27 protein-coding genes and 1 other annotated feature are annotated in these 25,891 nt (G+C 41.1%); of the genes, 7 read left to right on the top strand and 20 right to left on the bottom strand.

From position 1 onward, the window contains the following. Nucleotides 1–594 precede the first annotated feature (594 nt). Nucleotides 595–1,155: a peptidylprolyl isomerase gene (gene slyD, locus CXF80_RS19595; protein WP_101034555.1), complete on the top strand. Its 561-nt coding sequence runs from the start codon at nucleotides 595–597 to the stop codon at nucleotides 1,153–1,155. 249 nt (nucleotides 1,156–1,404) lie between these two features. Then, a complete protein-coding gene (locus tag CXF80_RS19590) occupies nucleotides 1,405–1,782 on the top strand; it encodes a hypothetical protein (RefSeq protein WP_101034554.1) in 378 nt (125 codons plus the stop codon). Nucleotides 1,783–2,084: 302 nt separating this feature from the next. Here the strand turns inward: CXF80_RS19590 and trpR are convergent, their stop codons facing one another. Further along, nucleotides 2,085–2,363 (bottom strand): trp operon repressor, encoded by a 279-nt coding sequence (trpR, locus tag CXF80_RS19585; protein ID WP_101034553.1) that lies wholly within the window; start codon nucleotides 2,361–2,363, stop codon nucleotides 2,085–2,087. Between the two features lie 300 nt (nucleotides 2,364–2,663). Between trpR and CXF80_RS19580 the strand changes: the two genes are divergently transcribed. Continuing rightward, the gene (locus CXF80_RS19580) at nucleotides 2,664–3,113 is read left to right on the top strand and encodes a c-type cytochrome (protein WP_101034552.1); all 450 of its coding nucleotides are present in this window, start codon (nucleotides 2,664–2,666) and stop codon (nucleotides 3,111–3,113) included. A 135-nt stretch (nucleotides 3,114–3,248) separates the two neighbouring features. On the opposite strand, the gene CXF80_RS19575 is transcribed toward CXF80_RS19580, so the two are convergent. Beyond that, complete coding sequence (locus tag CXF80_RS19575) at nucleotides 3,249–3,914, bottom strand: cytochrome b/b6 domain-containing protein (protein WP_101034551.1); 666 nt, start codon at nucleotides 3,912–3,914, stop codon at nucleotides 3,249–3,251. 518 nt (nucleotides 3,915–4,432) lie between these two features. Here CXF80_RS19575 and hpf point away from each other — a divergent pair. Next, nucleotides 4,433–4,786, top strand: a complete 354-nt coding sequence (hpf, locus tag CXF80_RS19570) for a ribosome hibernation-promoting factor, HPF/YfiA family (protein WP_101034550.1) — start codon at nucleotides 4,433–4,435, stop codon at nucleotides 4,784–4,786. 124 nt (nucleotides 4,787–4,910) lie between these two features. Next, nucleotides 4,911–5,032, top strand: a sequence feature (Phe leader region). Between the two features lie 58 nt (nucleotides 5,033–5,090). Next, a complete protein-coding gene (locus tag CXF80_RS19565) occupies nucleotides 5,091–7,037 on the top strand; it encodes a chorismate mutase (RefSeq protein WP_101034549.1) in 1,947 nt (648 codons plus the stop codon). A gap of 176 nt (nucleotides 7,038–7,213) precedes the next feature. Here CXF80_RS19565 and CXF80_RS19560 read toward each other — a convergent pair whose 3' ends face one another. The 8 genes from CXF80_RS19560 to ffh form a co-directional block, all read right to left on the bottom strand. After that, on the bottom strand, nucleotides 7,214–7,558 hold the full coding sequence (locus CXF80_RS19560) for a hypothetical protein (protein WP_101034548.1): 345 nt from the start codon (nucleotides 7,556–7,558) through the stop codon (nucleotides 7,214–7,216). Nucleotides 7,559–7,853: 295 nt separating this feature from the next. Beyond that, nucleotides 7,854–8,993: a bifunctional chorismate mutase/prephenate dehydrogenase gene (gene tyrA, locus CXF80_RS19555; protein WP_101034547.1), complete on the bottom strand. Its 1,140-nt coding sequence runs from the start codon at nucleotides 8,991–8,993 to the stop codon at nucleotides 7,854–7,856. Nucleotides 8,994–9,004: 11 nt separating this feature from the next. Further along, nucleotides 9,005–10,096, bottom strand: a complete 1,092-nt coding sequence (locus CXF80_RS19550; protein ID WP_101034546.1) for a 3-deoxy-7-phosphoheptulonate synthase — start codon at nucleotides 10,094–10,096, stop codon at nucleotides 9,005–9,007. Between the two features lie 366 nt (nucleotides 10,097–10,462). Next, nucleotides 10,463–10,819 (bottom strand): 50S ribosomal protein L19, encoded by a 357-nt coding sequence (gene rplS, locus CXF80_RS19545; protein WP_101034545.1) that lies wholly within the window; start codon nucleotides 10,817–10,819, stop codon nucleotides 10,463–10,465. 33 nt (nucleotides 10,820–10,852) lie between these two features. Next, nucleotides 10,853–11,599 (bottom strand): tRNA (guanosine(37)-N1)-methyltransferase TrmD, encoded by a 747-nt coding sequence (gene trmD / locus CXF80_RS19540; RefSeq protein ID WP_101034544.1) that lies wholly within the window; start codon nucleotides 11,597–11,599, stop codon nucleotides 10,853–10,855. Between the two features lie 15 nt (nucleotides 11,600–11,614). Further along, the gene (rimM, locus tag CXF80_RS19535) at nucleotides 11,615–12,145 is read right to left on the bottom strand and encodes a ribosome maturation factor RimM (protein WP_101034543.1); all 531 of its coding nucleotides are present in this window, start codon (nucleotides 12,143–12,145) and stop codon (nucleotides 11,615–11,617) included. A gap of 21 nt (nucleotides 12,146–12,166) precedes the next feature. Then, nucleotides 12,167–12,418: a 30S ribosomal protein S16 gene (rpsP, locus tag CXF80_RS19530; protein ID WP_101034542.1), complete on the bottom strand. Its 252-nt coding sequence runs from the start codon at nucleotides 12,416–12,418 to the stop codon at nucleotides 12,167–12,169. A gap of 229 nt (nucleotides 12,419–12,647) precedes the next feature. Further along, the gene (gene ffh, locus CXF80_RS19525) at nucleotides 12,648–14,021 is read right to left on the bottom strand and encodes a signal recognition particle protein (RefSeq protein ID WP_101034836.1); all 1,374 of its coding nucleotides are present in this window, start codon (nucleotides 14,019–14,021) and stop codon (nucleotides 12,648–12,650) included. A 281-nt stretch (nucleotides 14,022–14,302) separates the two neighbouring features. On the opposite strand from ffh, the gene CXF80_RS19520 reads away from it, so the two are divergent. Both CXF80_RS19520 and CXF80_RS19515 read left to right on the top strand, forming a co-directional pair. Next, nucleotides 14,303–15,091, top strand: coding sequence for a cytochrome C assembly family protein (locus tag CXF80_RS19520; protein WP_101034541.1), 789 nt, complete (start codon nucleotides 14,303–14,305; stop codon nucleotides 15,089–15,091). Nucleotides 15,092–15,244: 153 nt separating this feature from the next. Continuing rightward, nucleotides 15,245–16,525 (top strand): HlyC/CorC family transporter, encoded by a 1,281-nt coding sequence (locus tag CXF80_RS19515; protein ID WP_101034540.1) that lies wholly within the window; start codon nucleotides 15,245–15,247, stop codon nucleotides 16,523–16,525. A gap of 59 nt (nucleotides 16,526–16,584) precedes the next feature. Here CXF80_RS19515 and CXF80_RS19510 read toward each other — a convergent pair whose 3' ends face one another. The 10 genes from CXF80_RS19510 to CXF80_RS19465 all read right to left on the bottom strand — a co-directional run bounded on the left by CXF80_RS19510 (nucleotide 16,585) and on the right by CXF80_RS19465 (nucleotide 25,875). Then, complete coding sequence (locus CXF80_RS19510) at nucleotides 16,585–17,106, bottom strand: Mpo1 family 2-hydroxy fatty acid dioxygenase (protein ID WP_101034539.1); 522 nt, start codon at nucleotides 17,104–17,106, stop codon at nucleotides 16,585–16,587. Between the two features lie 284 nt (nucleotides 17,107–17,390). After that, on the bottom strand, nucleotides 17,391–17,777 hold the full coding sequence (gene acpS / locus CXF80_RS19505) for a holo-ACP synthase (RefSeq protein WP_101034538.1): 387 nt from the start codon (nucleotides 17,775–17,777) through the stop codon (nucleotides 17,391–17,393). Continuing rightward, nucleotides 17,777–18,514 carry a pyridoxine 5'-phosphate synthase gene (pdxJ, locus tag CXF80_RS19500; RefSeq protein ID WP_101034537.1) on the bottom strand — a complete coding sequence of 246 codons (738 nt, stop codon included), beginning with the start codon at nucleotides 18,512–18,514 and terminating at the stop codon, nucleotides 17,777–17,779. Before pdxJ ends, acpS begins: the two co-directional genes overlap by 1 nt. A 111-nt stretch (nucleotides 18,515–18,625) precedes the next feature. Next, entirely contained in the window at nucleotides 18,626–19,339 is a 714-nt protein-coding gene (gene recO / locus CXF80_RS19495; RefSeq protein ID WP_198554797.1) for a DNA repair protein RecO, read from the bottom strand. A 45-nt stretch (nucleotides 19,340–19,384) separates the two neighbouring features. Then, on the bottom strand, nucleotides 19,385–20,389 hold the full coding sequence (gene era, locus CXF80_RS19490; RefSeq protein WP_101034536.1) for a GTPase Era: 1,005 nt from the start codon (nucleotides 20,387–20,389) through the stop codon (nucleotides 19,385–19,387). Further along, nucleotides 20,386–21,066 carry a ribonuclease III gene (rnc, locus tag CXF80_RS19485; protein ID WP_101034535.1) on the bottom strand — a complete coding sequence of 227 codons (681 nt, stop codon included), beginning with the start codon at nucleotides 21,064–21,066 and terminating at the stop codon, nucleotides 20,386–20,388. The genes era and rnc overlap by 4 nt, the downstream gene beginning before the upstream one ends. Then, the gene (gene lepB, locus CXF80_RS19480; protein WP_101034834.1) at nucleotides 21,066–21,980 is read right to left on the bottom strand and encodes a signal peptidase I; all 915 of its coding nucleotides are present in this window, start codon (nucleotides 21,978–21,980) and stop codon (nucleotides 21,066–21,068) included. The genes rnc and lepB overlap by 1 nt, the downstream gene beginning before the upstream one ends. Nucleotides 21,981–22,168: 188 nt before the next feature. Then, complete coding sequence (gene lepA, locus CXF80_RS19475) at nucleotides 22,169–23,959, bottom strand: translation elongation factor 4 (protein WP_101034534.1); 1,791 nt, start codon at nucleotides 23,957–23,959, stop codon at nucleotides 22,169–22,171. Nucleotides 23,960–24,273: 314 nt separating this feature from the next. Further along, nucleotides 24,274–24,744, bottom strand: a complete 471-nt coding sequence (locus CXF80_RS19470) for a SoxR reducing system RseC family protein (RefSeq protein WP_198554843.1) — start codon at nucleotides 24,742–24,744, stop codon at nucleotides 24,274–24,276. Nucleotides 24,745–24,942: 198 nt separating this feature from the next. Next, on the bottom strand, nucleotides 24,943–25,875 hold the full coding sequence (locus tag CXF80_RS19465; RefSeq protein WP_101034532.1) for a MucB/RseB C-terminal domain-containing protein: 933 nt from the start codon (nucleotides 25,873–25,875) through the stop codon (nucleotides 24,943–24,945). Nucleotides 25,876–25,891 lie beyond the last annotated feature (16 nt).

Genomic DNA, 25,891 nt, shown 5'->3' with positions numbered 1-25,891 from the left:
AAATCAGCCCGCCCCCACTATGGTAATAGTGGTGGTTGTAATGGTAGTAATTACAACAAGCATGAGGGTAAACATTTGATGATTCTCTTTGTTTTATTAAATGTTAACGGCCGATATTATTTAATCCGATTAAATAGCTGATCCACTTCAGCTAACAGAATTGCTTTTTTTACCTAAGGTTGTCAACCCCTCCTTACGCTTTATTTACCAGTTATTTTAGAACTTGAGTTGATTTTTGAATATTCAACAGATTTAAAATGAGAATTGAGTATCAATAACCATTACCGCTATCAGCAAATAACGTTAACGTCAACGTCAATCAAGGCGCAAAAATCAATAAAGCACAATAAATACATATGGTTGAATAACATGTAACAGTTAAGGTATTGCCGATAAATGTGTTACCAAGATGATTTAAAAGTCTTATCAACTTGTACCACAATTAAGATGAGTTAATTTCAACATCAGTACCATAAAACATGCAGCACAATACAAAATAAAAAAAGCTGTGATTCAATAAGCAAAAACTGATGTTATCCATCGCAGCCTGATAGCAAAATACGCTATCATGATCACATTACAATTGGAGGCGATATGAAAATTACAAAACATGCGGCGGTCACTATTCATTACCGTTTATCTGATGAGCAAGGTTTATTAGTTGAAAGTTCATTTGAAAGTGAGCCAATGGTTTACTTACATGGAACTGAAAATTTAATTCCTGGACTTGAATCAGTTTTAGAAGGTAAAACTGCTGGTGAAAGCATTGAGGCGAAGATCCCTGCGGAACAAGCTTATGGCGAATATCATCCTAGCTTAAAGCAAGAAGTTCCTGTCAGTGCATTTGGTGATGTCGAAGATATCGTTCCAGGTATGCGTTTTATCGCTGAAACTGAAATGGGTCAACGCCCGGTTCAAGTGACTGAAGTAAAAGACGATGTCATTGTTGTTGATGGTAATCACCCTCTAGCGGGCCAATCGCTTAACTTTAGTGTTGAAGTTCTCGCTGTAAGAGAAGCCACTGCAGATGAGCTATCTCATGGACATATCCATGCTGAAGGCGGATGTGGTAGCCATGGACACGATGATAACCATGAATCATGCGGTGAAGAAAAACCTGGCTGTGATGGCAATGGCGGCTGTGGCTGTAGTTAACTCATCGTCGGATAAATAGACAACCAAGTAGTACGTCCCATATTTAATGTCTATTTGTCAGTAGAAAGATTGAAACGTTGTAAGGCACTGCCTAGTTACTAGGCAGTGCCTTTTTGTTTAGGTTATAGTCTGAGCTTAAATCATATCAACTAGTAAGATTTATTATGCTGCTGTTAGGGACAACAGAGGTAGCATAATCCTTATTAATTGACCTCTATATAAGAATTAATACATAGCGACGGAGTGCTTATGTTAATTAAACCGCTATACGAATCGTTGCCTTTCACTTACATGATTATAGGCTGCGTAAGTATTTTCCTGCTTGAGCCCAATTATGTACTGATCGCTTCTGTGGTGGTGTACTTATATGGCGCGTATATCTATACTTTACGATCAAAAAATCGCCGCACGGATCCTAAACGTAAGCGAAAATCAGGATTTATGCCTGAAACACTCTATGGATTACTGCCATTTATTTATGTATTGATAGCCGCGAGTCTTTATAATTTCTACCCAAAAAATTCCAGCACACTTTTTGCTTTGTGTTTAACTACCTATGGCGGATACCTATTCTTAAGTCGTTTAAGTTATCGTCATCACCGATTACCGCGAGGCATTAGCCAATAACCGGTTACTGTGATGACGCTTTGAAAAATAGCGTCGCTTGGTAAAACAAGGGCATTAGCACTTGATAAATTAATCACTCGCGACTTAAGCTCAACTATGGGTAACTAAAGTCGATTGGTGTTGGATTGGTAGTTCGGAGCATGCGTTAGGCTCAAAGGGGTATGCATATCTCTTGTTGGGCCGTTGCCCATTTTTTTAAACACTACAGTATTAACCATGTTTATTGAGCTGGACCTTACAGATGCTCTACCATAATCGTCACTAGCAAGGTATTGCTGTAGGATTATGACTTTGAATCTTAGCTAATCCAGAATCAATTTTTTGACTAAGTTTTTTTGATTTGTCGGCATATTTTTTAAATAATTTGAACAACGTGTAATCGTTGCAATACTCACTTGATGATCTGCAGCAATTTGTCTCTGGCTCAACTCCCCTGCTAATAACGTTTGAAACACCTGCAAACGCCCAGACACCGCACTCCGCTCTTCTTCAGTTAATAATAAATGAAACAACACAGACAAATCATCTTCGTTTGCATGGGTTAATATTTTTTCTACCACTAAATTCCAATTGGCACGCATTATTTTTCTCTTTTTAGTAATGCCCAGACATTACAATTGTATCAAGGAATAACGCCGATGTGCAAAACTACTCCCGATCAACGTGTCATAAAAAATGAATAGAGCTGTTGTAAGCTATTGATAAAACATATCACAAAGTGATAATAAAATTGTGTAGAATAGGATAAATACCCTCATAACTTAGTGTTAAAGATTTAGCTAACATTTAGTATTAGCACAGTTGCATAAGATTTGGCATAACTAAGTGGGTATTTAGTGCTAATGGAACCGGTACCATCCACAAAAAAGTGAAGGATAACGATGAAAAAAATATTACTAACCGTTGCAGTAACCGCAATGATGATCCCCGCAGTGTTTGCCAACAATTTCGAAGAAACTGCAGATGCCATTGAATATCGCCAAGCGGCTTTTGGCTTAATTGCTTATAACTTTGGTGATATGGGTGCGATGCTAAAAGGTAAAAAGCCTTTTGATGCAGCTGTATTTAGTGCTCGTGCTGATAATGTTGCAGCACTGTCTAAAATACCTCATGAAGGTTTTATTGCCGGTTCGGATAAAGGCGATACTGAAGCGCTAGCAAAAGTTTGGCAAGATAAGGCCGATTTTGATAGCAAAATGACAGCATTTCAAGATAATGCCGCAGCTTTAGCCGTTGCAGCTAAAACAACTGATGAAAACAACATTAAACAAGCTTTTACTAACACAGGCAAAAGCTGTAAAGGGTGTCACGACGTTTACAAAAAAGACTAACGTGACAAGGCGCTAAGTTAGCCTGTCACTAATTTGATTGGTAAGTTCAGCTTGAATAACCGCAACTCAGTTCAATAGCAAAATGATTAACGCCCATGTATATGGGCGTTTTACTGGCTGATAATAAAGCTGAACTTATAAGTAACTGACCACAGGTTCGAGTAATAGCCACCAAATACATGCAAAGATAACGAATACAATCACTAATGCCATCCAAGGTGAGCGTAATGTTGGTGACGTTACCTGCTTGTTGATTTTTTTATAACCACTGAACATGGCTTTAAGTATATTGTCGCCCTTAAAAACATGCACTATCACGGCAATGATATGCAGCGCAGCCAAAGCTAGAATAAGATTAAAATTGGTTTTATGTAGCCATGTTAACCACCCTGCAATATCAGACGACACAAGATACATCAATGGACCTTCGGTAAAGATTTCATCGGTGGCAAATAGCCCTGTGGTTAATTGCAGCACAAGAATGCTTAGCAACACGACCACCATATAACCACCTAATGGATTATGGCCCAGTGTCGAAGGTTTTGGTTGAGCTTTTACGTAGCTGATAACTTGCTTAGGCAAGACAACAAAATGTCTAAATTGAGAAGTCTCACTTCCAACAAGTCCCCAAATCAATCTAAATCCGATTAAGCCCATTAATACATAAGCCAATACTTGATGCCATTGCATCTCACCCACGTCAGCTGTCCACCATAAGCCACCGAGTAAAAGTACCATTGCCCAATGAAAAAAGCGTGTAGGAAAATCCCATACCTTTATTTTTTGTTGTTCTATACTCACTAATAACCTGCTTAATACTATTGTTTTGCTGGCAAATTATAAACTCATCAGTAATAAACAAAGCAAGTAGTTTACAAACTAATAGACATAATGATGATTTTGTTTCTTTATGTGGCTAACGACTGGACAAATAAAGGGGGGATTACCGAGAAAGAACACAGTGAAGAGAGAAATGAAAAAAATTCAGAGACCTTTTTGTCATGGCGGTAAAATACCACTTAGAATGTGTATCTAGTGCAGTTGTGAACAGCAATAGGCCAGACTTATCCCTTGTACTGTCGTTACCAAAATAGTAACAATGACTTTGAAGACTAATTAAGTGTTAACTTATCCATTCAAATATGAGCCTATATACACAGCATTACAAGCATATTTTAGGTCTTTTTTGTCCAAAATGTCTAAGCGATCAAATATGCATCAACCGAACGTTACAGTCAGCAGAAGTGTGACATAGATCACAATTTACATGGTTAATCTTGGTAATCTGGAGTTAAGCAAACAACAAGAAGGTTCGAAATATGCTGAAAATCACTAGCAAACAACTTGAAGTCACTGCCCTTATCCGCGAACGTATCGAAGGACGATTAGAAAAATTAAGTCGACATGATATCCATTTAATTAACCCGCACGTTATTATCACCCAAGAAAAGCAGTTGTTTAAAATAGAGGCATCAGTTGGATTACCTAGTGGAGAGTTATTCGCCCAGGCAAAAAGAGAAAACCTATACGCAGCGATTACTGCAATGGGACAAAAGCTGGAAAAACAGCTAAATCGCCTGACCCATAAACCCCAGGCTCAACGTAATGTATCATTACCAAATGACACAGAAAGCGAATTTGAGTATGTCTATAAGGAGGAAAACGCCGCTTGATATTATTTATCTTTCACCAGCGCACCTTCGGGTGCGCTTTCTTTTGTCTATAATCAGATACTTAATACCTTGATGAATAAATTTACATTGACAGTCGTCTGTCAGAGCTTTATTTTTAATCCATGAACAATCAAATACTCAGTCTTTTTATTTTCTTTTTTATTCAGCCCACCTTCGGAGGCGGATTTTCTGTGTAAAAACGAAAATGAAAATTCTAAAGCCTCCCAACTGGGAGGCTTTTTTGTCTTATTAACACTGCCGTATCTTCCAATACGTCAGTTTGTAGCGTTACATTGAGGTCAATATGCAAAAACCACCAGAGTTAAGTCAAACTCGCGAACAGATCACTGTTCTTGATAAAGCGCTGTTAGAGCTGTTATCTAAACGCCGCCAATTGAGCTTAAATGTTGCACGCAGTAAAGAAATTGATGTTAGACCGATACGAGACACGCAACGAGAAAAAGAACTGCTTGAGCGACTAGTGCAACAAGGACGTGAACAAGGTCTCGATGCTCACTTTGTCATCTCCCTTTATCAAAGCATTATTGAAGACTCAGTTTTATTTCAACAAACTTATCTTCACGGCAGAGCAAATCCTGACACTCAAAAGCAGCAATATACCGTTGCTTACTTAGGTGCGCGAGGGTCTTATTCTTACTTAGCTGCCAGCCGTTACTGCTCTCGCCGCCAAGTAGAAATGCTTGATTTTGGTTGCCAAAGTTTTGATGACATTGTTAATGCCGTCGAATCTGGTCATGCCGATTATGGTTTTTTGCCGATCGAAAATACCTCTTCAGGATCTATCAATGAAGTGTATGACGTACTGCAACATACAACGCTATCGATTGTGGGCGAAACCACAATAGAAGTGAGTCATTGCTTGCTCACTAAGCCAGACAGCAAACTAACTGATATCAAGACTATTTACGCTCATCCGCAGCCGATCAGCCAATGCAGTCGTTACTTAAGCCAGCATCCCCATATTAAACTCGAATATTGTTCTAGTAGTGCTGAAGCCATGACTAAAGTTATCGAGGCGGACAGCGGCACTGTGGCGGCCATAGGCAGTGCTGAAGGCGGAGCCTTATACCAGCTGATTGCAATTGAACAAGGTTTGGCAAACCAAAAAATTAACCAAAGTCGTTTTATCGTCGTCGCCAGAAAAGCCTCAGCGGTTCCCTCTCAGCTACCGGCAAAAACGACCTTGATTATGGCGACAGGACAAAAACCTGGAGCACTAGTGGAAGCGTTACTGGTACTGAAAGCACATAATTTAAATATGAGTAAATTAGAGTCTCGCCCGATCCCTGGTACGCCATGGGAGGAAATGTTTTACCTCGATATCGATGGCAATTTAGCCACTACTGAGGTACAACAAGCCATTAAAGAGCTAGAACGCCTTACCCGTTTTATCAAAGTATTAGGCTGCTATCCATGTGAAACCGTTAAGCCGACACAATTATCGCAAGCTCAGTTGTTGATTGAACCTGGTAGTTCAAAACAAGAGCCGCTCAAACCTTTGCCAAGCAGCCAAGCGAAACATTCACGCGACTATAAATCACAAGATACTCAGTTGTTCTGCCAACACTTACAAATAGGTGCTGGACAATTTAGCGCATTGCACCAAATCAACTTACCGATTGATAATACCGAGCTGGCAACCCAAGCTAAAAACATCAAGGAATCAGGTTTTCAAGCCATTGTATTAAATGATTTGAAACAACAACTCAATGAACCACAGTTAAAACAACATGCAAAGGTCATTAAGCAAGCTGGTCTATTGTGCATAATGCAGATAGATCAAGAACAAGAATTTATTATTGCGAGTCAATTAGCAGACATGCTGATCTTAAGCGGTAAACAAATGTATAACCCAGACATGTTAACCTTAATAGGTTCAGTCAATTTACCGGTAATATTAGAACGAAACACCATGGCGAGTGTCAATGATTGGTTACAAGCAGCTGACACTGTCCTTAGCCACGGTAATCAACAACTAGGCTTGTGTGAGTCAGGCGTACGTAGTTTCACTCACCCTGAGCAGTTAAGCCTCGATTTAGCTGGACTGGTTGAAGTGAAATCTCGCAGTCATTTACCTGTTATCGTTAATACGAGTTTTAGCAGTAACCCTGCACTGATCGGTACTCATTCCATTGCCGTTAAGCAGCTAAAAGGCGATGGCATTATCATTTTGCATCAAGACCAATTGTCCCATGCTGAGCTGATCCATGACTTATACCAGACAGATTAAATCAACCTCAGTTCGGGATAATAAGCGCCGATCAAAACAAGGGACAAATTTGATATTGCCAACTTGAATAAACCCTTTTTATCGCTTTAGCCCATCTTTTACCCTAAGTTGAGGTTAAATCAACAAAATAAAATGCCGAGATATTATCTCGGCATTTTTGTCCACATCATCTTTGCTTAAACAGCAATACCATCATTAAGACTAATCCAGCCTTTAAAAATACGATAACTAAACCAGCTAACACCCAGTATATACATGGGTAAACTCAGCCATAATGGACTGATCCAATAACCCGCAATAAAAAATGGGCATAAACCAATAATACTCATACGTTGCCAACGCAGATGGCTGCCCAGCACGGAATCTGGATTAACGTTTTTCTGGATCAAATTAAGCCAAAGACTCAATAATACGGGTACAAAAAATAATGGAAAAGCACTCATTAAACCATAAAGACAATGCCCTAAGGAATTATCTTCAACCTGTTGAATAGGTAGCATATTCGATGGCATCATCGACATGGGGTATCCTCCAAAGGTAACTAAGATTACCTATCTAACACGACGTTATTCACGCTATCGTGTAGCTAAACATAAGCTTTGTGTCATTATTTCGCAATATTTACACCCATTAATAATACTTCATTTAAGCCTAACTTACCTCAATTTAGGATAAAAGATGAGTTAAATTAATAAAAATGAGTCTCTTTAAAGTCGGCAATATCAAACATGCTATTTGTTCTACTAACAAGACATATTGACGAATTAGTAGTGGGGCAAAGTGCTGTTTGATAAGCGTTTATAACCCGAGCAGAGGTTAACTACTTTTCATATCATTAACCGATTGCAACATAGTGCGACTTTCATGTTGGAACTGCGGCGCAAAATCACCAAACCATGCAGCAACACGTTGGAATTGCTCCACAAAGGCTTGCCTATTACCAGTTTGTAACATAATTAATGCATCACGATAATTGTCGAGATAATCACTTATCGCGTGTTGGCTACCAGGTTGCGCAAAAATAATATCGGCATAAAGCTCGGGATCTTGAGCAAATAAACGCCCAACCATGGCTAACTCTAAACGATAAATAGGGGAGCTAAACTGTAATAAATTATCAATATCAGCTTCTTCTTTACACAGGTTTACGCCATATACAAATGTTGAAAAGTGACGCATAGCTTGCACAAGTTGCATGGCTTTATCATGACGTTCAGCTTCAGCTTCGACAATACGGGCACCCCAAATCTCAATCTGTTGTAGCAACCATTGATATGCCTCTTGATGACGGCCATGGCACACTACCACCACCTGTTTGGCCAGACTACCAACATCAGGGCCAAACATAGGATGCAAACCCACTACAGGGCCGCTATGGGCGGCTAACATTGCCGCTAAAGGGGCTTCTTTAATAGAAGTGAGATCAGCCAGAATACAATTTTCAGGCAATTGGGTTAACTTGTCGCGGATCACCTCGCAGGTCACATTAATAGGTACGGTAACAATGACCAGTCCAGCACCATCAAAAATAGCGGCGGAATCTTGCCAATCATTTTTATCAATACATTTCACTTCATAACCGGAGAGAACTAACATTTGGCTGAATAACTGCCCAAGTTTGCCCTGCCCACCCACCACCACTACATGGCCAAGATCTTGCTTAATCTGCTTAAACCCCACATCTTTTTCATTTAGGTAAGATTCACGCATAAGTCGACGCAGTATATCTTCGATTAATTGAGGCGAGATATTCATGCTTTGCGCTTCATCTCGACGTTTCGCTAACATCGACGCTTCGCGCTGTGGCGCATAGATGGGCACACCTGCCGAGTGCTTTACCGCACCAACCTGTGCCACTAAATCGAGGCGTTTACGTAATAAATGCAGTAATTGTTGATCAACGCCATCAATTAAATCACGAAGATGTTCTAAGCCTGCTGTGGTTTTTTCATTCATGTGTTTATCCATTAACCGTTGACAACCTGCAGCGTCTCAAAACGCGTTGGTAATACTGCAGACAACTGGCTAGCGCCTTGTTTTAAAATGATTTCAGTAGTTTCCCAGTCAATGCATGCGTCAGTCACAGAAACACCATACTTAAGTTCAGCAAGGGGTTTGTCTGCACTTTGATTACCAGCATTTAGGTTACTTTCCAGCATAACACCGATAATCGATTTGTTACCTGCTTCAATTTGGTTAAATACATCTTCACAAACGTTTTTTTGACGTTGATGATCTTTTGATGAATTGCCATGGCTACAATCAACAACTAAACGCGCACTGAGATTAGCTTTATGAATTTGAGCTTCGCTCACAGCAACACTGTCAGCATCATAATTAGGGGTTAAGCCACCACGTAAAATAATGTGACCGTCGGGATTACCGGCGGTTTGCAGTAACGCAACTTGACCGTCTTGATTAATCCCCATAAAGCGATGGCTACTGGCGGCTGATTTAAGTGCATTTATCGCCACTTCTAACTTACCATCGGTACCATTTTTAAAACCAACAGGCATAGACAGACCTGAAGCCATTTCACGGTGAGTTTGCGATTCTGTGGTTCTGGCGCCAATCGCAGACCACGTAATCAACTCAGATAAATACTGTGGACTGATGGGATCAAGTGCTTCGGTCGCAATAGGTAACTCTAATTCTGCAAGCCAAATCATAAGCTCACGGGCCATTCTGAGTCCTTTTTCCACATCGAATGACTCATCCATATCAGGATCATTGATTAACCCTTTCCAACCAACGGTTGTGCGCGGTTTCTCAAAATACACTCGCATTAAGATGTAAAAGTCATCGCTGAGTTCATCATGTAACTTTTTAAGTTTTAATGCATACTCTTTTGCCGCTGCAATATCGTGAATAGAACAAGGGCCTGTCACCACAAGCACACGATTATCACGTTTGTGGACAATATCCGACACTTGCTTACGCGCGTTAAGAATATATTGATAAGCATGAGTTGATAATGGAAGTTCTTGCTTTAACTCTGCAGGAGTCACTAGCACTTGCTCTGAACTAATGTGCACATTATTAATGGTATCTTGTTGCATACTTATCACTCTCTTTTGACGACTGACCAAAGGTCACTAATAGATTTATTTTTTAGGTATTGGATCGTTCAACTTGTACCTTTGTAACGCTACACCATTACACCTTAGATGCAACTATGCCTGTAGCAATGAATGAGATCAAGGCTTATTTAGCCAAAGCGTAAATAATCACTTCATCACTGATATTTTAATCAAATTATTTAAGCACTAAGCTGTAGCCTAGTTTATTTTCCGCTCCTGGCGCTTTTCTCGCTTTTACCGCGTTTGTCGCTTTCTCGATTTTACATTTTTAAAAGCGCCACAAACAAAAACCCGCCTTTCGGCGGGTTGTTGTGCGAACACTGCATCTTTATTCTGTATCGGTAACTATTTTTTAGTTGCCAATTTTTCACGGATACGTGCAGACTTACCTGAACGCTCACGTAAATAGTACAGTTTCGCACGACGTACACGTCCGCGACGCTTAACTTCGATGCTAGCAATTAATGGGCTGTGCGTCTGGAAAGCACGCTCAACACCTGTGCCATTAGAGGTTTTACGTACTGTGAATGCAGAATGCAAACCACGGTTACGCTTAGCGATTACCACACCTTCAAAAGCTTGAAGACGATCTTTCTCACCTTCGCTTACACGTACTTGAACCACTACTGTATCACCAGCACCAAATTCAGGTACATCTGTTTTCATTTGCTCATCGTTGAGCATTTTAATGATGTTGTTCATAATTACTCCATCCTAGTATTAACTGAGCATTGACTATGCGGACTTGTCCGTTTCATTCACGAACTGCGCTAATAAAGTCGTTTGTTCGTCAGTCAGAGCTAGATTTTCAAATAATTCTGGTCGTCTCAAAAAAGTTCTTCCGATACTTTGTTGTAGACGCCAAAGTCTAATTTTTTCGTGGTCACCGCTTAACAGCACTGCAGGTACGTCAAGACCATCCAATAGTTCAGGGCGAGTATAATGAGGGCAATCCAGTAAACCATCAGAGAAAGAATCTTGCTCTGCTGACGCTTGCTTACCTAGTACACCGGGTACTAAACGAGCCACTGAATCGATTAACGTCATTGCCGGTAATTCACCACCCGAAAGTACGTAATCACCGATTGACCATTCTTCATCTACTTCTGTTTGAATAATGCGCTCATCAACACCTTCGTATCGACCACACACTAAAATCAAACGTTCTGATTTAGCTAACTCAGTGACGCCTTGCTGATCCAGCTTGCGTCCCTGAGGAGACAGATAAATCACTTTTGCCCTATCACCTGCAGCTGCTTTAGCTGCATGGATAGCATCACGCAAGGGCTGCACCATCATCAACATACCAGGTCCACCACCATAAGGTCGGTCATCCACAGTATTATGTCTATCATGGGTGAAATCTCGAGGATTCCACGTTTGCAACTCAAGCAGGCCGTTTTTCACGGCTCGACCCGTGACCCCAAAGTCTGTAACAGCACGAAACATCTCTGGAAACAGGGTGATTACCCCTAACCACATATGTTGTACCTCGACTTAGAAGTCAGGATCCCAATCCACTAAAATCTGTTTCCCTTGCAGATCCACCTGTTTGATGAACTGCTCAGGGACAAAGGGGATCATACGTTCCGCTTTGCCGAAGGCATCTTTGGCATTAGCTTTAACCAGTAATACGTCGTTTGATCCTGTTTCCACGATCTGCTCAACAATACCCATGTTATAGCCGTTTATATTGGTCACTTCGCAGCCAATAAGATCACGATGATAGAATTCACTATCATCGAGTTCTTTCATTTGCTCAGGGTTGATCGCAATTTCACAATTCGTGAGCATTTGCGCATCTTCTCTGGTAGCGACACCTTCAAGTTCAGCCACAACAGCTTTACCTTGAAAACGCCACTGAGCGACCTTAACTTCACGCCAAACGCCTTGTTCTTTTATTAGCCAAGGCGAATAATCGAAAATACCTTCAACAGAATCGGTATAGGAAGTGATTTTTAGCCAACCTTTAATACCATGACTGGAGCCTAATTTACCCAGTACAACGAGTTCTTGGTTACTACTCATCTATCTATACCTTATACGCGATTAAGCAGTAGCTTTACGCGCGTCTTTAATCAGTTTTGCAACACGCTCAGATGTTGCAGCGCCAGTAGCAACCCAGTGCTCAACACGATCAAGATCTAAACGTAACGTTTCTTCTTGGCCACGAGCCAATGGATTGAAGAAACCTACACGTTCGATGAAACGACCGTCACGAGCATTGCGGCTATCAGCAACAACGATATTATAAAATGGACGCTTTTTTGCGCCGCCACGAGCCAAACGAATGGTGACCATGCGTTTTATTCCTCTAATGATTTGCCAGAAGCAAAAATAAAAACTGGAACTCCGTGTTCGCGAAGAGTTCCAGAAAGAAAGCGGGAAGATTTTACCTGACTTTTGAACTAATGCAACCAAATCTGATGTTTTTTAACTCACCAGTTTTGTTACAATAAAGTCAACAGCATAACCTAACCTACTGATTGAATTTAAGATTAACTAATTTTGTACTTGAAAGATGCTGATGTTATCGACCAGGTAACTTCATTCCTGGAGGTAACATTCCGCTCATTCCGCGCATCATCTTCTTCATTCCACCTTTTGCAGACATTTTTTTCATCATTTTCTGCATTTGGGTAAATTGCTTCAACAAGCGGTTTACATCTTGAATTTGAGTCCCAGAACCTAAGGCGATTCTACGTTTACGAGATCCTTTAATCAAATCTGGATTTTTACGTTCTTTAAATGTCATCGAATTAATGATGGCTTCCATTTGTCCAGTCATCTTACCGTCTTGAACTTGAGCCAATGCCTCTGGTGGTAATTGCCCCACACCAGGAAGCTTCTCAATCATGTTCATCATTCCGCCCATGTTTTTCATTTGCTGTAATTGCTCACGAAAATCTTCTAAGTCGAAACGGCCACCTGATTTCACTTTTGAAGCCAACTTCATCGCTTTGTCTTTATCGACGCCACGTTCAACTTCTTCAATTAAAGACAGTACATCACCCATACCTAAAATGCGTGAAGCAATTCGGTCAGGATGGAAAGGTTCTAATTCATCGGTTTTTTCACCGACACCTAGAAATTTAATCGGTTTACCCGTGATACTGCGAATAGATAACGCAGCACCACCACGAGCGTCGCCATCAACTTTGGTCAAGATGACACCCGTTAAAGGCAACGTTTCATTGAATACTTTAGCCGTATTGGCCGCGTCTTGCCCCGTCATTGCATCAACGACGAATAGCGTCTCAACAGGATTGACAGTGGCATGCAGCTGCTTGATCTCATCCATCATGGCTTCATCAACATGCAGACGACCCGCTGTATCGACAATCACCACATCAATGAATTTTAATTTTGCATAGCTTATTGCTGCTTTAGCAATATCAACGGGTTTTTGGCTAACATCAGACGGAAAGAACTCAACCTCAACCTCTGCGGCTAATGTTTCAAGCTGTTTAATCGCCGCTGGGCGATAAACGTCAGCACTCACCACAAGTACAGATTTCTTATGACGTGTGCGTAAAAACTTACCTAATTTGGCAACCGACGTTGTTTTACCCGCGCCTTGAAGACCCGCCATCATGATCACAGCCGGTGGTATTGCCGCTAAGTCGAGGGCTTCATTCGACTCACCCATGGCTTTTTCAAGTTCGTTTTGAACAATTTTTATAAAAGCTTGCCCTGGGCTTAAGCTTTTTGACACCTCTTGTCCTACAGCGCGTTCTTTTACGCTGTTAACAAAATCCCTAACAACAGGCAAAGCGACATCCGCCTCAAGTAGCGCCATACGCACTTCACGCAGGGTTTCTTTAATGTTGTCTTCTGTTAAGCGACCACGGCCACTAATGTTTTTTAGTGTGCTTGACAGTCTGTCAGATAAATTTTCAAACATTGGCGGCTCTTTAAGCATATCAATAATTGAGCCCATTATACCCAAGCCACTCTAAATTACGATACTTGCAACACGAAGAACTCAAACACTAATCAACTTTACGTAAATTAATTGCCCCTAAAGGCAGGAAACTGTTAAATTTTGAGTCTTAGGTCACTGCCATATTAGGCCATGATCATGTTAATCTAATACAAATAATGAAAATGTGATGCTTTGGTAGTATTGTTCAACCATCAGGGCGCAGTTTTTCAGCATTAACTACTATGATAGGTTGATTCTAAATGGTTATTTTTTCAGCGGCAGCTATGCTTTTTTACTGCTTAGCGTTGGTTTTAGTGACGAGCCGACTTTTTCACGTAAAAGGGCCGAATCGTAAAGCTGTCATGGTGGCTTCTGGTATTGCCGTTATCATGCATGGTTTTGCACTTTCAAATGCAATTTTTACCGTCGATGGACAAAATTTTAGTTTAACCAATGTGATTTCATTGGTTAACTGGATTATTGCATTAACGTTCACCATTACGATGCCGAAACTTAAAGTCATCATTGTTGTACCCGTTGTTTACGCCTGCTCAATTTTATCGGTAGCGCTTTTATGGTTACTACCACCGCAATATATTATTCATTTTGATTTGCACCCTGAAATTCTGGCTCATATTATTTTATCACTCATGGCTTACAGTGCTTTGATGATAGCGGCAATGTACGCCATTCAACTGTGGTTAATCCAAAATAAGCTTAAGAAAAAGCAGATGATGATGAGCCCTGCAATGCCGCCATTAATGACGGTAGAAAAACAGCTTTACCATCTCATCATTATTGGATTTATTTTACTGAGCTTGTCACTCGTGACTGGGTTTATATTTTTAGACGATATGTTTGGTGACGGTAAAGGGCATAAGGCCATATTATCCATGATCGCTTGGATCGTTTACGCGATTATGTTGTGGCAACAATATACTGTTGGCTGTAGAATCCGTACCGCAGTGATATACAGTCTCTCTGGCGCTAGCTTACTTTCACTGGCTTATTTTGGTGCGAGAATTGTTAAAGAGTTGATATTAAACTAATTTTAACAGTTTATAAGCTCATTAACTTATTCTATTGTGTTGATAGATTAACAAGATAACTTGACACTAACGGCCAATAATAAATAATGGCCGTTAAATTAATGACAATTCGGCCTGTTGGTCAATTTCACACCACTTCATGGGGCCCCTTTTTTGGACGCTATATCTACCAGCGCACTCCTTATATTCCTTTTGGTTTTAATCGTAATGTCTGCATACTTTTCCGGCTCGGAAACTGCAATGATGAGCCTCAACCGTTACCGCTTACGACATCTTGCGGCTAACGGACACAAAGGCGCGATTCGTGCGTTAAAAATGCTTGATCGCCCTGACCGACTCATCGGACTCATTCTCATCGGTAATAACCTGGTTAATATTCTGGCATCGGCAATAGCAACGATTATTGGAATGCGTTTATTTGGCGATATGGGCGTTGCAATTGCAACCGGTGTATTGACCCTTGTGATACTGGTGTTTGCTGAAGTGACACCAAAAACATTTGCCGCTTTGCACCCTGAACGTATTGCATTCCCCTCGAGCATTCTATTAGGTTGGTTATTAATCTTGCTGTCACCATTAGTGAAAGCAATCAACCTAATTACTACGATATTTTTACGTTTGATGGGTATAAAAACCGTCAAAACAAATGATGCATTAAGCCAAGAAGAACTGCGCACCGTTGTGCATGAGGCCGGCGCGCTCATCCCACAGCGTCACCAAGAAATGTTACTGTCGATTTTAGATTTAGAAAAAGTCACTGTCGAAGACATTATGATTTCACGCTCAGATATTTATGCCATTAACGTCAATGACGATTTTAAGTTGATTAATAAGCAAGTGGTGCAAAGTCCGCACACCAGAGTACTGGTGTATCGAGACAATATTGATGATGCTGTAGGATTTATCCATTTACGTGATGCATTGCGCTTGCAATCAAAAGAACAATTCAGCAAGTCATCATTATTACGTGCGGTCAAAGAATTGTACTTTATTCCTGAAGGCACACCACTAAACGTACAATTGACTAATTTCCAACAAAATAAAGAACGCATTGGGCTTGTTGTCGATGAATACGGTGATATTCAGGGTTTAGTAACCTTGGAAGATATTCTGGAAGAGATTGTCGGTGACTTTACCACCTCGATGCTTAGCACTGCCAGTGAAGACATTAATATCCAGCAAGATGGTAGTTTCATCATTGATGCCACGATTAACATTCGTGATCTTAATAAAGAAATGAAATGGAACTTGCCCATTGATGGTCCCAAAACCTTAAACGGTCTGATTATTGAATTCCTTGAAGAGATCCCAGTGGCAAATACTAGTTTACGCATAGTTGATTATCAAATAGATGTCATCGATGTTGCGGATAATATGATTAAAACAGTCAGAGTGTTACCGAGTAATTTACAGCTCATTGATGATAACGAATAGGTTATCACTTATAAAAAAGGCGCAGCATGCGCTTTTTTATTGCGGTTAATGCGTCATCGCTAACGATGACGTTTAGCCTCCAACGCACGGCGTTTTTTATGTGCTATTGGGGTTATTTCGGCGGCTAACTCTTTTTCCAAACCTAGCATAAAATACAATTCTGCCATCAAGAAAAATGGCCCTATCAGTAGTTGATTGAGATCATCCATAAAAGCAGGCTTAGCTTTTTCAAACTTATGGCCAATGAACTGAATAATCCAACCGATCACAAAAATACCCATGGCAATCATAAAAGGGTGCGAAGTATGAACAACCTGCTCTGTGGTATATAACACCGGCACAATAAACAAGACTAGACCAAGTGCTAAGCGCATGTGAAGCGCCATGTAGTAGCACAACACCACCACAGCTAATATCATCGCTAGACTGACTTGATAATCTTGCCATGCAAAGCGAAGTGTCCCCAGCATTAGAAATGCCGACCAAACAATCATCGGCACACCGACAAAGTGCGTGTTAATGTTTTGCGGGTTTAAGTGCACACTTTTATAAGTTGATAGTTGTTCTACTGCCGATTTCATCATTGCTCCATATCTTTATGATTATCACGAATATCCAAGCTCATATAAATGTCCCTATTCGATACTAATGTTAATTTAGCGTATTTACTGAGTAAATAACATCATAAAACATTTGTCGTTTAACCTTGATGCAGGCTTAGATTTATCCCTGAAGATTTGAGACTGAAGATTTGAGACTGAAGATTTAGGGCTGAAGATTGACTAAGATTACTGCGGATGGCAGCTATGGGGATGGTTAATTTCTAGGCGGTTCATTGTTAACGATAGTTAGTCAGCCGATGGCGCTAATCAGCTGACTCTAAAATGACGGTTGCGGTGGCATAATGTTTTTCATCAGCAATAGACAAGTGACCTTTTACACCACCTAACAAAGCTAACCTTTTGGCGGCACCCTCAGTGAAGGTCACCAAAGGTGCACCATATTCATCATTGCTGGTGTGAATATGCTGGAATGATACGCCACGTCCAATCCCAGTACCTAAGGCTTTGGCAGCAGCTTCTTTAGCCGCAAAACGCTTAGCAAGGTAACGCTCCGGTAATGTAGAAGCACAATACACAGCTAACTCAGCTTGCGTTAACACCCTTTTGGCCAGTTTGTCACCCAAGCGAGTTTGTTGCTCGCGAATGCGCTCTATCTCAACAATATCAGTCCCAATTCCCACAATGGCCATTACTCGCCTCTACGCCCAGCTTGCATCAATGCTTTCATGTCTCTGACGGCAGTGTCTAAGCCATCAATTGCCGCCCTTGCTATGACAGCATGACCAATATTAAGCTCATAAAGCTCTGGTATTGCCGCAATCGCTTTAACATTATGGTAATGCAAACCATGACCGGCATTGACGACCAATCCTTGGCTATGGGCATACTTTGCCATTTCGATGATACGAGCTAATTCAACAGCCTGTTGTGCATCGGTTTTGGCATCTGCATAACAACCCGTATGAATTTCGATATAGGGTGCACCAGAAGCAACGGCAGCATCAATCTGGCTTTTATCAGCATCGATAAACAATGACACTTTAATGCCTGCTGCGGCTAAACGGATGACGGCTAAACTAACCTTCTCCAACTGACCCGCAACATCAAGACCCCCTTCAGTCGTCAGCTCTGCACGCTTCTCTGGCACTAAACAAGCGTAAGCAGGTTTTATATCACAGGCAATGGCGATCATTTCTTCCGTGACAGCAAACTCAAAGTTCATTCGCGTTTTCAATGTTTTTGCTAACAAATACACATCACGATCTTGAATATGACGTCGGTCCTCACGTAGATGTATAGTAATGCCATCTGCACCAGCATGCTCTGCCACTGCCGCGGCGTGCACCGGATCGGGGTAGTGAGTACCGCGAGCCTGACGCAGTGTCGCGATATGATCGATGTTAATGCCTAACAGTATTCCGCTCACATCGAGCTCCTTAAGGTAATAAATAACACAATAACGACATATGCTCACCAAGGTTTAAACACGAATGAGATCGTGCTCGGTTTGCGTATTCAGTTTACGAAATTCTCTATACTAATCGGCTTTCTTAGCGAACAATTGCCTACTTAATAGTGGCTTATTACCCAGCAATGGCGTGAGTAAATACCGCATTAACCCTTTGGCTTGATTAAACTGTTCAGGTTGTAAATCTTGCGATGCCAATGCTAGCAACATTGAGCCAGATAAACAGCCTTTGCCATGAGAAAAAGATGACGCTTGGGTTGTTACCACAGGGATAAAACCACTTTGTGCAATAAACCGATAGTGACAACGGCAATCTAATGGGTCACCTTGAGTGTCATGGGCAAGAGATGGCAATGCACCTAGCTCTAATAACAGTGCCATTTCAAAATAACGCAGGTGACTTGAGCAAAACTGTTTGGCTAACGCCAGTAACGCACGGTGATAGTCTAAAAATAACCCTTCAGCTTGGTGTTCAACTGATAATAGACGAACCAATAACTCGTTTAGATAAAAACCAGAATACAGACTATTACCGCTTAAAGGTATAGCTGGTGCTGCTGATTCAATTTGGGTAATGGTTTTTAAACCTAGGTTTCTGGCTTCCGATTGGGCACTAAACTGGATTATTAGCGGTTGAAAAGGTTGTAAAATACTTTTAATCGACCGTTTACCTGAACCGACTCGAGTGATGGCATCGACACGTCCAACGCCCTCGACCAGCAAATTAACAATCACGCTCGATTCTCGAAATTGACGATGATGAAGCACATAGCCACGTTTCATGGTGGCCATGCCTAAAAGCAAATAATCAAAAATACTAAGGACGATTTAGTCTTCGCCATAACCTAGACTTCTCAATGCGCGCTCGTCATCAGCCCAGCCAGATTTCACTTTCACCCAAACTTCAAGAAACACTTTATTATCAAATAATTTTTCCATGTCGAGTCGGGCTTGAGTGGCAATAGTCCGAATTCGCTCACCTTTATTACCAATGACCATACGTTTTTGGCCTTCACGTTCAACTAAAATCAACGCGTTGATTTGGTAAACACCATTTTCCATCATTTTAAACTGTTCAATTTCTACTGTCGCATCATATGGCAGTTCGTCGCCTAGAAAACGCATCAGTTTTTCACGGACAATTTCTGATGCCATAAATCGTTGCGAGCGATCAGTCACATAATCTTCAGGGAAGTAAAATGGCGCTGCAGGTAATGATTCTCGTGCCATATCTAAAATGCGCTGCACGTTGGTGCCTTTGGTGGCTGATATTGGCAAAATCTCATCAAAATCAAACTTTTTAGCCAATTCAGTTAAATAAGGGAATAATGATTCTTTATCTTTAATATTATCAACTTTATTAATGGCTAAGATGATTTTACGCTCATCATTACGATGTTGGATTTTTTGTAACACCATCTCATCATCGGCAGTCCACGTCATGCCATCCACAACAAAAATAACCATAGCAACATCGGCTAATGAACTGGCAGCAGCACGATTCATTAAACGGTTAATCGCGCGTTTTTCTTCAATGTGCAGGCCTGGGGTATCAATAAATACAATTTGACTTGGGCCATTAGTATGAATTCCCATAATACGATGACGAGTCGTTTGGGGTTTTTTCGACGTGATACTGACTTTTTGGCCAAGTAACTTGTTTAAAAGAGTCGATTTCCCCACATTAGGGCGACCGACAATGGCTACCATGCCACAATAGGTCACATCGTATTTCGCCGTGGCGATTGGTGCTGCTTGGTTCATCCTTGCCAGCAGTTCATCTAAGCTAGGTTCTTGGCTATCACCTGCTGGCAAGTCTGTTTTCTTGGTCATTTATTCAGTAGCTCCAATACCTGAGCTGCAGCAAGCTGCTCAGCTTTTCTTCTTGAACTTGCCACACCGGTGACAACTTTATCTAATTCACTAATTCGACATTCTACCGTAAAGGTTTGGTCATGAGCTTCACCGTCTACCGCTACAACTTGGTAATCAGGTAAAGGCTTTTTAAAACCTTGTAGGTGTTCTTGCAAAATTGTCTTCGGATCTTTTTGATTAATACCCGGTTTTATCTCAGCTAAACGCTCTTTATACCATGATAGTAATAGCTTACGGCAAACTTCAATATCAGCATCGAGGTAGACCGCACCAATAATGGCTTCTACTGCATCAGCTAAAATAGATTCGCGTCTAAAGCCACCACTTTTGAGCTCACCTGGGCCTAAATACAAATAGTCACCCAGTTTGAATTCTATGGCAATTAATGTCAGCGTGTCACCTTTAACCAAGGTGGCGCGCATGCGGCTTAAATCACCTTCAGTCGCCTTTGGAAACTGATGATACAAGGCATCTGAAATGGCTATCGACAAAATCGAATCGCCTAAAAACTCTAAACGCTCATTATGTTTATTTGCTGCGCTACGATGTGTTAGTGCTTGGATAAGTAATTCAATATTATTAAATTCATAACCTAAAGTACGGCACAAACGCGGCAAATTTTTAATGGGTTCCATCAATGTATTCCACCTACTCTATCAAAACGCACGCCGGTCGGCACCCACGTCGGTAACCAATCACTCGGCTTACTATCAAATTCAAAACTAATCCAAATTGCGACAGCTTTTCCGACAAGATTTTCTTCCGGTACAAAGCCCCAAAAGCGACTATCGGTACTGTTATCGCGATTATCACCCATCGCAAAATACATGCCTTTAGGCACCAAAAACTCACCGACTTGAAGCCCAGCTTGAGGATAAAAGTGTTGTCTAAAATCAGGACGCGACGGGTTCATCAAAATATCATGTTTAACATCGCCTAATTGCTCACTTAACCGAATAAGCGGCACATTATCCTGACTAAACTCACCCCGATTAACTTCAGTATGAGCAATGACTCTTGGTGCTGGGCAATCGATGCCTGTGTCACACGGACCTTGGATCATTAACTGTTTATTACGGTAAATAATTTTGTCACCCGGCAATCCCACTACACGCTTAATATAGTCAATTTTCGGGTTTTCTGGGTATTTAAAGACAAAAACATCGCCGCGTTCTGGCTCACCAATTTCAACGAGTTTACTGCGCCATACTGGATCGCGTAACCCATAACTAAACTTCTCTACCAGAATAAAATCCCCCACCAACAATGTTGGCATCATAGAACCCGATGGGATTTGAAATGGCTCATAAATAAATGACCGTAAAATCATCACAAACGCGATCACCGGAAAAATAGAATGCGCAGTTTCAACTAACACAGGTTCACGAATGATTTTATCGATGGCATCGGCGCTCAACTGCGTCGAATTGGCATGTGCAACTAATAAATTTTCACGGCGTTTAGGCGCGAAAAAAACCACATCAATTAACCAAATAAGACCGCTGACTAAGGTTACGAGCACTAAAATAAGCGAAAAATAGGCTGCCATTACTAATTTATCTCCTGCTGGGTGTGTTGGATCCATATGGCTTGAGCCAAGGCTTAGAATAACTCAATCAAGTATGGTGATAAACGTATAAACATTCACCCAGTTGAGTGTTACATAATATATCGTGAAAATAACGATAACGCCGCAATACGCGGCGTTATTCTGCACATTAACTTAATTAATTATTATTAATTATTTAGCTTCAGAACCGCTAAAAATGCCTCTTGTGGCACCTCTACGTTACCGACTTGCTTCATGCGCTTTTTACCTTCTTTCTGCTTGTTAAGCAGTTTTTTCTTGCGCGAAACGTCGCCACCATAACACTTAGCGGTAACGTCTTTACGCAACGCTTTAATGCTTGAACGAGCGATAATCTGACTGCCAACAGCGGCCTGAATCGCAATATCAAACATTTGTCGAGGGATCAGCTCTTTCATCTTATCAACCAAAGCTAAACCACGATGACGAATATTACTGCGGTGAATAATCATCGCTAACGCATCAACACGATCGCTGTTGATTAAAATATCTAATCGCACCATGTCCGCAGGTTCAAAGTGAATAAAGTTATACTCTAATGATGCATAACCACGACTCGTTGACTTAAGACGGTCAAAGAAATCCATGACCACTTCAGCCATCGGTAAGTGATAAGTAACCGCCACTTGATTACCGTGATATACCATATTAGTTTGTGAACCACGCTTTTCAATACACAAGGTAATCACGTTACCTAAGTATTCTTTTGGCACTAATATATTGGCTTCAACAATCGGTTCACGAATTTCTTCGATGTTGTTCAGCGCAGGTAAATCCGATGGATTATCAACATAAACAGTTTCACCACTGTTCATAATAACTTCGTAAACTACGGTGGGAGCTGTGGTGATCAAATCGAGATCGTATTCGCGCTCTAAGCGCTCCTGCACAATCTCCATGTGGAGTAGACCAAGGAAACCGATACGGAAACCAAAACCTAACGCGGAGGATGTTTCAGGTTCAAAAAACAGTGATGCGTCATTTAAACTTAATTTATTCAACGCATCGCGGAAGCTCTCATATTCATCGGTAGAGATTGGGAATACACCGGCATAAACCTGAGGCTTAACGCGCTTAAACCCAGGTAGAGGTTTATCTGCACCATTTTTTGCATGGGTCAAGGTATCGCCCACTGGCGCACCATGAATTTCTTTAATACCAGAAATCACATAACCCACTTCACCGGCACGAAGCTCTGTTTTGTCTTTTTCTTTTGGTGTAAAAATCCCGATGCGATCGGCGTTATAGTTTTGTCCTGTGGACATCACTTTGAATTTGTCACCTTTCTTAAGTACGCCATTCTTAATACGGACTAAAGACACTACACCCTGATATGCATCAAACCATGAGTCGACAATCAGCGCTTGTAATGGTGCAGTCTCATCACCCTCTGGAGGTGGAATTTTGGCAATAATTTCTTCTAATACTAAATCAACACCCACCCCTGTCTTTGCCGAGCAACGCACTGCATCGATGGCAGCAATACCAACAATATCTTCAATTTCAGCGGCGACACGGTCAGGTTCAGCCTGAGGTAAGTCAATTTTGTTTAATACTGGAACAACGTCCAAATTCATCTCTAGTGCGGTATAGCAGTTTGCTAATGTCTGAGCTTCTACGCCTTGACCAGCATCAACCACTAACAATGCACCTTCACAAGCAGCCAGAGAGCGTGAAACTTCATAAGAAAAGTCTACGTGGCCAGGTGTATCAATGAAGTTAAGTAGATAAGTTTTACCATCTTTTGCATGGTAATCTAGGGTGACACTTTGGGCTTTAATCGTAATGCCACGCTCACGTTCTAGATCCATTGAATCTAAAACCTGTGCAGCCATTTCACGGTCAGTTAAGCCGCCACATACCTGAATAAGGCGATCGGATAAAGTTGATTTACCATGGTCGATATGGGCAATAATCGAGAAGTTTCTAATGTGTTTCATTATGCTGCAATGACTACTACTAAAATGATGAAAATTAAGGTGACAAAGTGTACCTGATTAGGGGGGTAATACCAATCAGATTAATTAATAGTATCTGTTTGGGTATATTTATTGGTCATAAAAAGCAGTTTTTAAGCATCTCTTGATGGGATTAATGGCTAGATCAGCATACTCTTAGTTCGATTGAGCAGAATTAGTTCGATTGAGCAGAATGCTAGTGCGATTGAGCAGTATGCCTATCGTTAATGATCATTCAAACTGCACCGAAAATATTTCGTCGCAATATCTTATGAAAAATCACTAATGACCCATGACTAACGAGTCGCGCTAATAATCCCTACTTCTTGGCCTAAATAGGTGATGATCACAGGCGTAGCGAGTGCTTCAAGTTGAGTAGCAAAGTGTTTGCCGATAAACCATGCTACCAACGCCCCTGAAGCCCCAAAAGCCATTGCAAAACCATTGGTACTTAGCCCTAAACCCGCGGCCAGCATATGCCCAATAATAGCCGATAGAAACAGGCCTAATAATGGCAACAAATAGACTAATGCAGCCGCCTTGATGATCACACTTTCAGGCAAGCCAATTTTAAGCAAATCACCACTACGGCAAGGTTTCTCACTGGGTAATGAAAAACGCTGTGTATGAACCGAAAAGGCCTTGGCGATGGTTGAAGTACCGCAATTTTCACTGCTGGCACAATGATTACAAGCACTTTTTAATTCTACTTCAACGGTGACCCAGCCTTGTTGATAATCAACCACGCGGGCAATTTCTTCCATCATTGAAGAAGTAGATGACTCAGATATATGCTTAATCATTTAACACACTCAACCAATAAATATGTTGGTATTTTAGCACAATGACCATCATTGGCTAAGTCAGTTTATGCCTAAGCTATATCGCTTATGGCTCATCATAAAAACACGTAAGCCGCAACACAATAGCATCATGTCACGGCTTACAAATCAATAAGCTAAGGTTTATTTCAACACTAAACTATTGGCAATTTTGTCTAAGGTCTCTGAAGGCACTTTACCAATAGCAACCACCTCAAGCGTACCGACTTTAACAACGACCATAGATAACCCATTACGAATAAGTAATTCATTCGGCATTGGATTGTCTCCCGCTCGCGCAACATAAACAGAAATATTAGCCAATCCGTCAGTTAAGGCAACATACTCAACGGGCTCGTGACTACCAATCAACCGATGATGATCGCGAACAACGACATCAAATCCTTCTGGTAACCAAGTAAATTGCCAGTTTTTGCCATCAGTGCGTTCCGCTTGGTTCATTACTGCTGGCCACTCTTGCTTTGCGGCTTCAATTAAAATTTTCGCAGGTTCGGCTAATTCAATCAGCTCAATGACCATGGTTTGTTCAAGTAATTGTTTGTCTTTATTAAGGGTATCAAAACGTAATGGCAGATAAGTGTCCATATCGATCCACACTTGAGCGTCATAACGATTATCATCATTAGCCAATAAACGGATCATTTGCCCAGGGCGTCCAGCAATACGTCCGCGGCCACCTTTTACAAATTGGTAGCCTTTTTCGAGCTGGTGTAAGTCTCCCGCTAAAGCAGCAGGCCAAACCCCCTGAATACGAGGGGCTTGAACGCTGTAAGCCGATTGGTCATGTTCTATAAACGTAACCGTATTACCCACTCTAACAGCACTTTTAGGCGGGCCATTTAGGTATTCAAGTAATGCGATTTCTTTATTATCGACAATGCCATGAATGTAAACAAGCGGACGAATATGATCGGCTTGTAGCTGAATAATAGAGGTTTTAAATTGCTTAACGCGCATTGCTTGGCTCATATTATTAAGCCAAGCTTTAGCAGATAAATCATCTTCAGCGTGTGTTGGAAAGGTTAACACTAACAGTGCTAGCAGGATAAGGCGCAAGCTAACTCCTAAAATG

It is taken from the genome of Shewanella sp. Actino-trap-3 (genome assembly GCF_002836275.1).
Taxonomy (GTDB): domain Bacteria; phylum Pseudomonadota; class Gammaproteobacteria; order Enterobacterales; family Shewanellaceae; genus Shewanella; species Shewanella psychromarinicola.
Note: the sequence above shows the minus strand (reverse complement) of the source record. Positions and strands in the feature narration are given on the sequence as shown.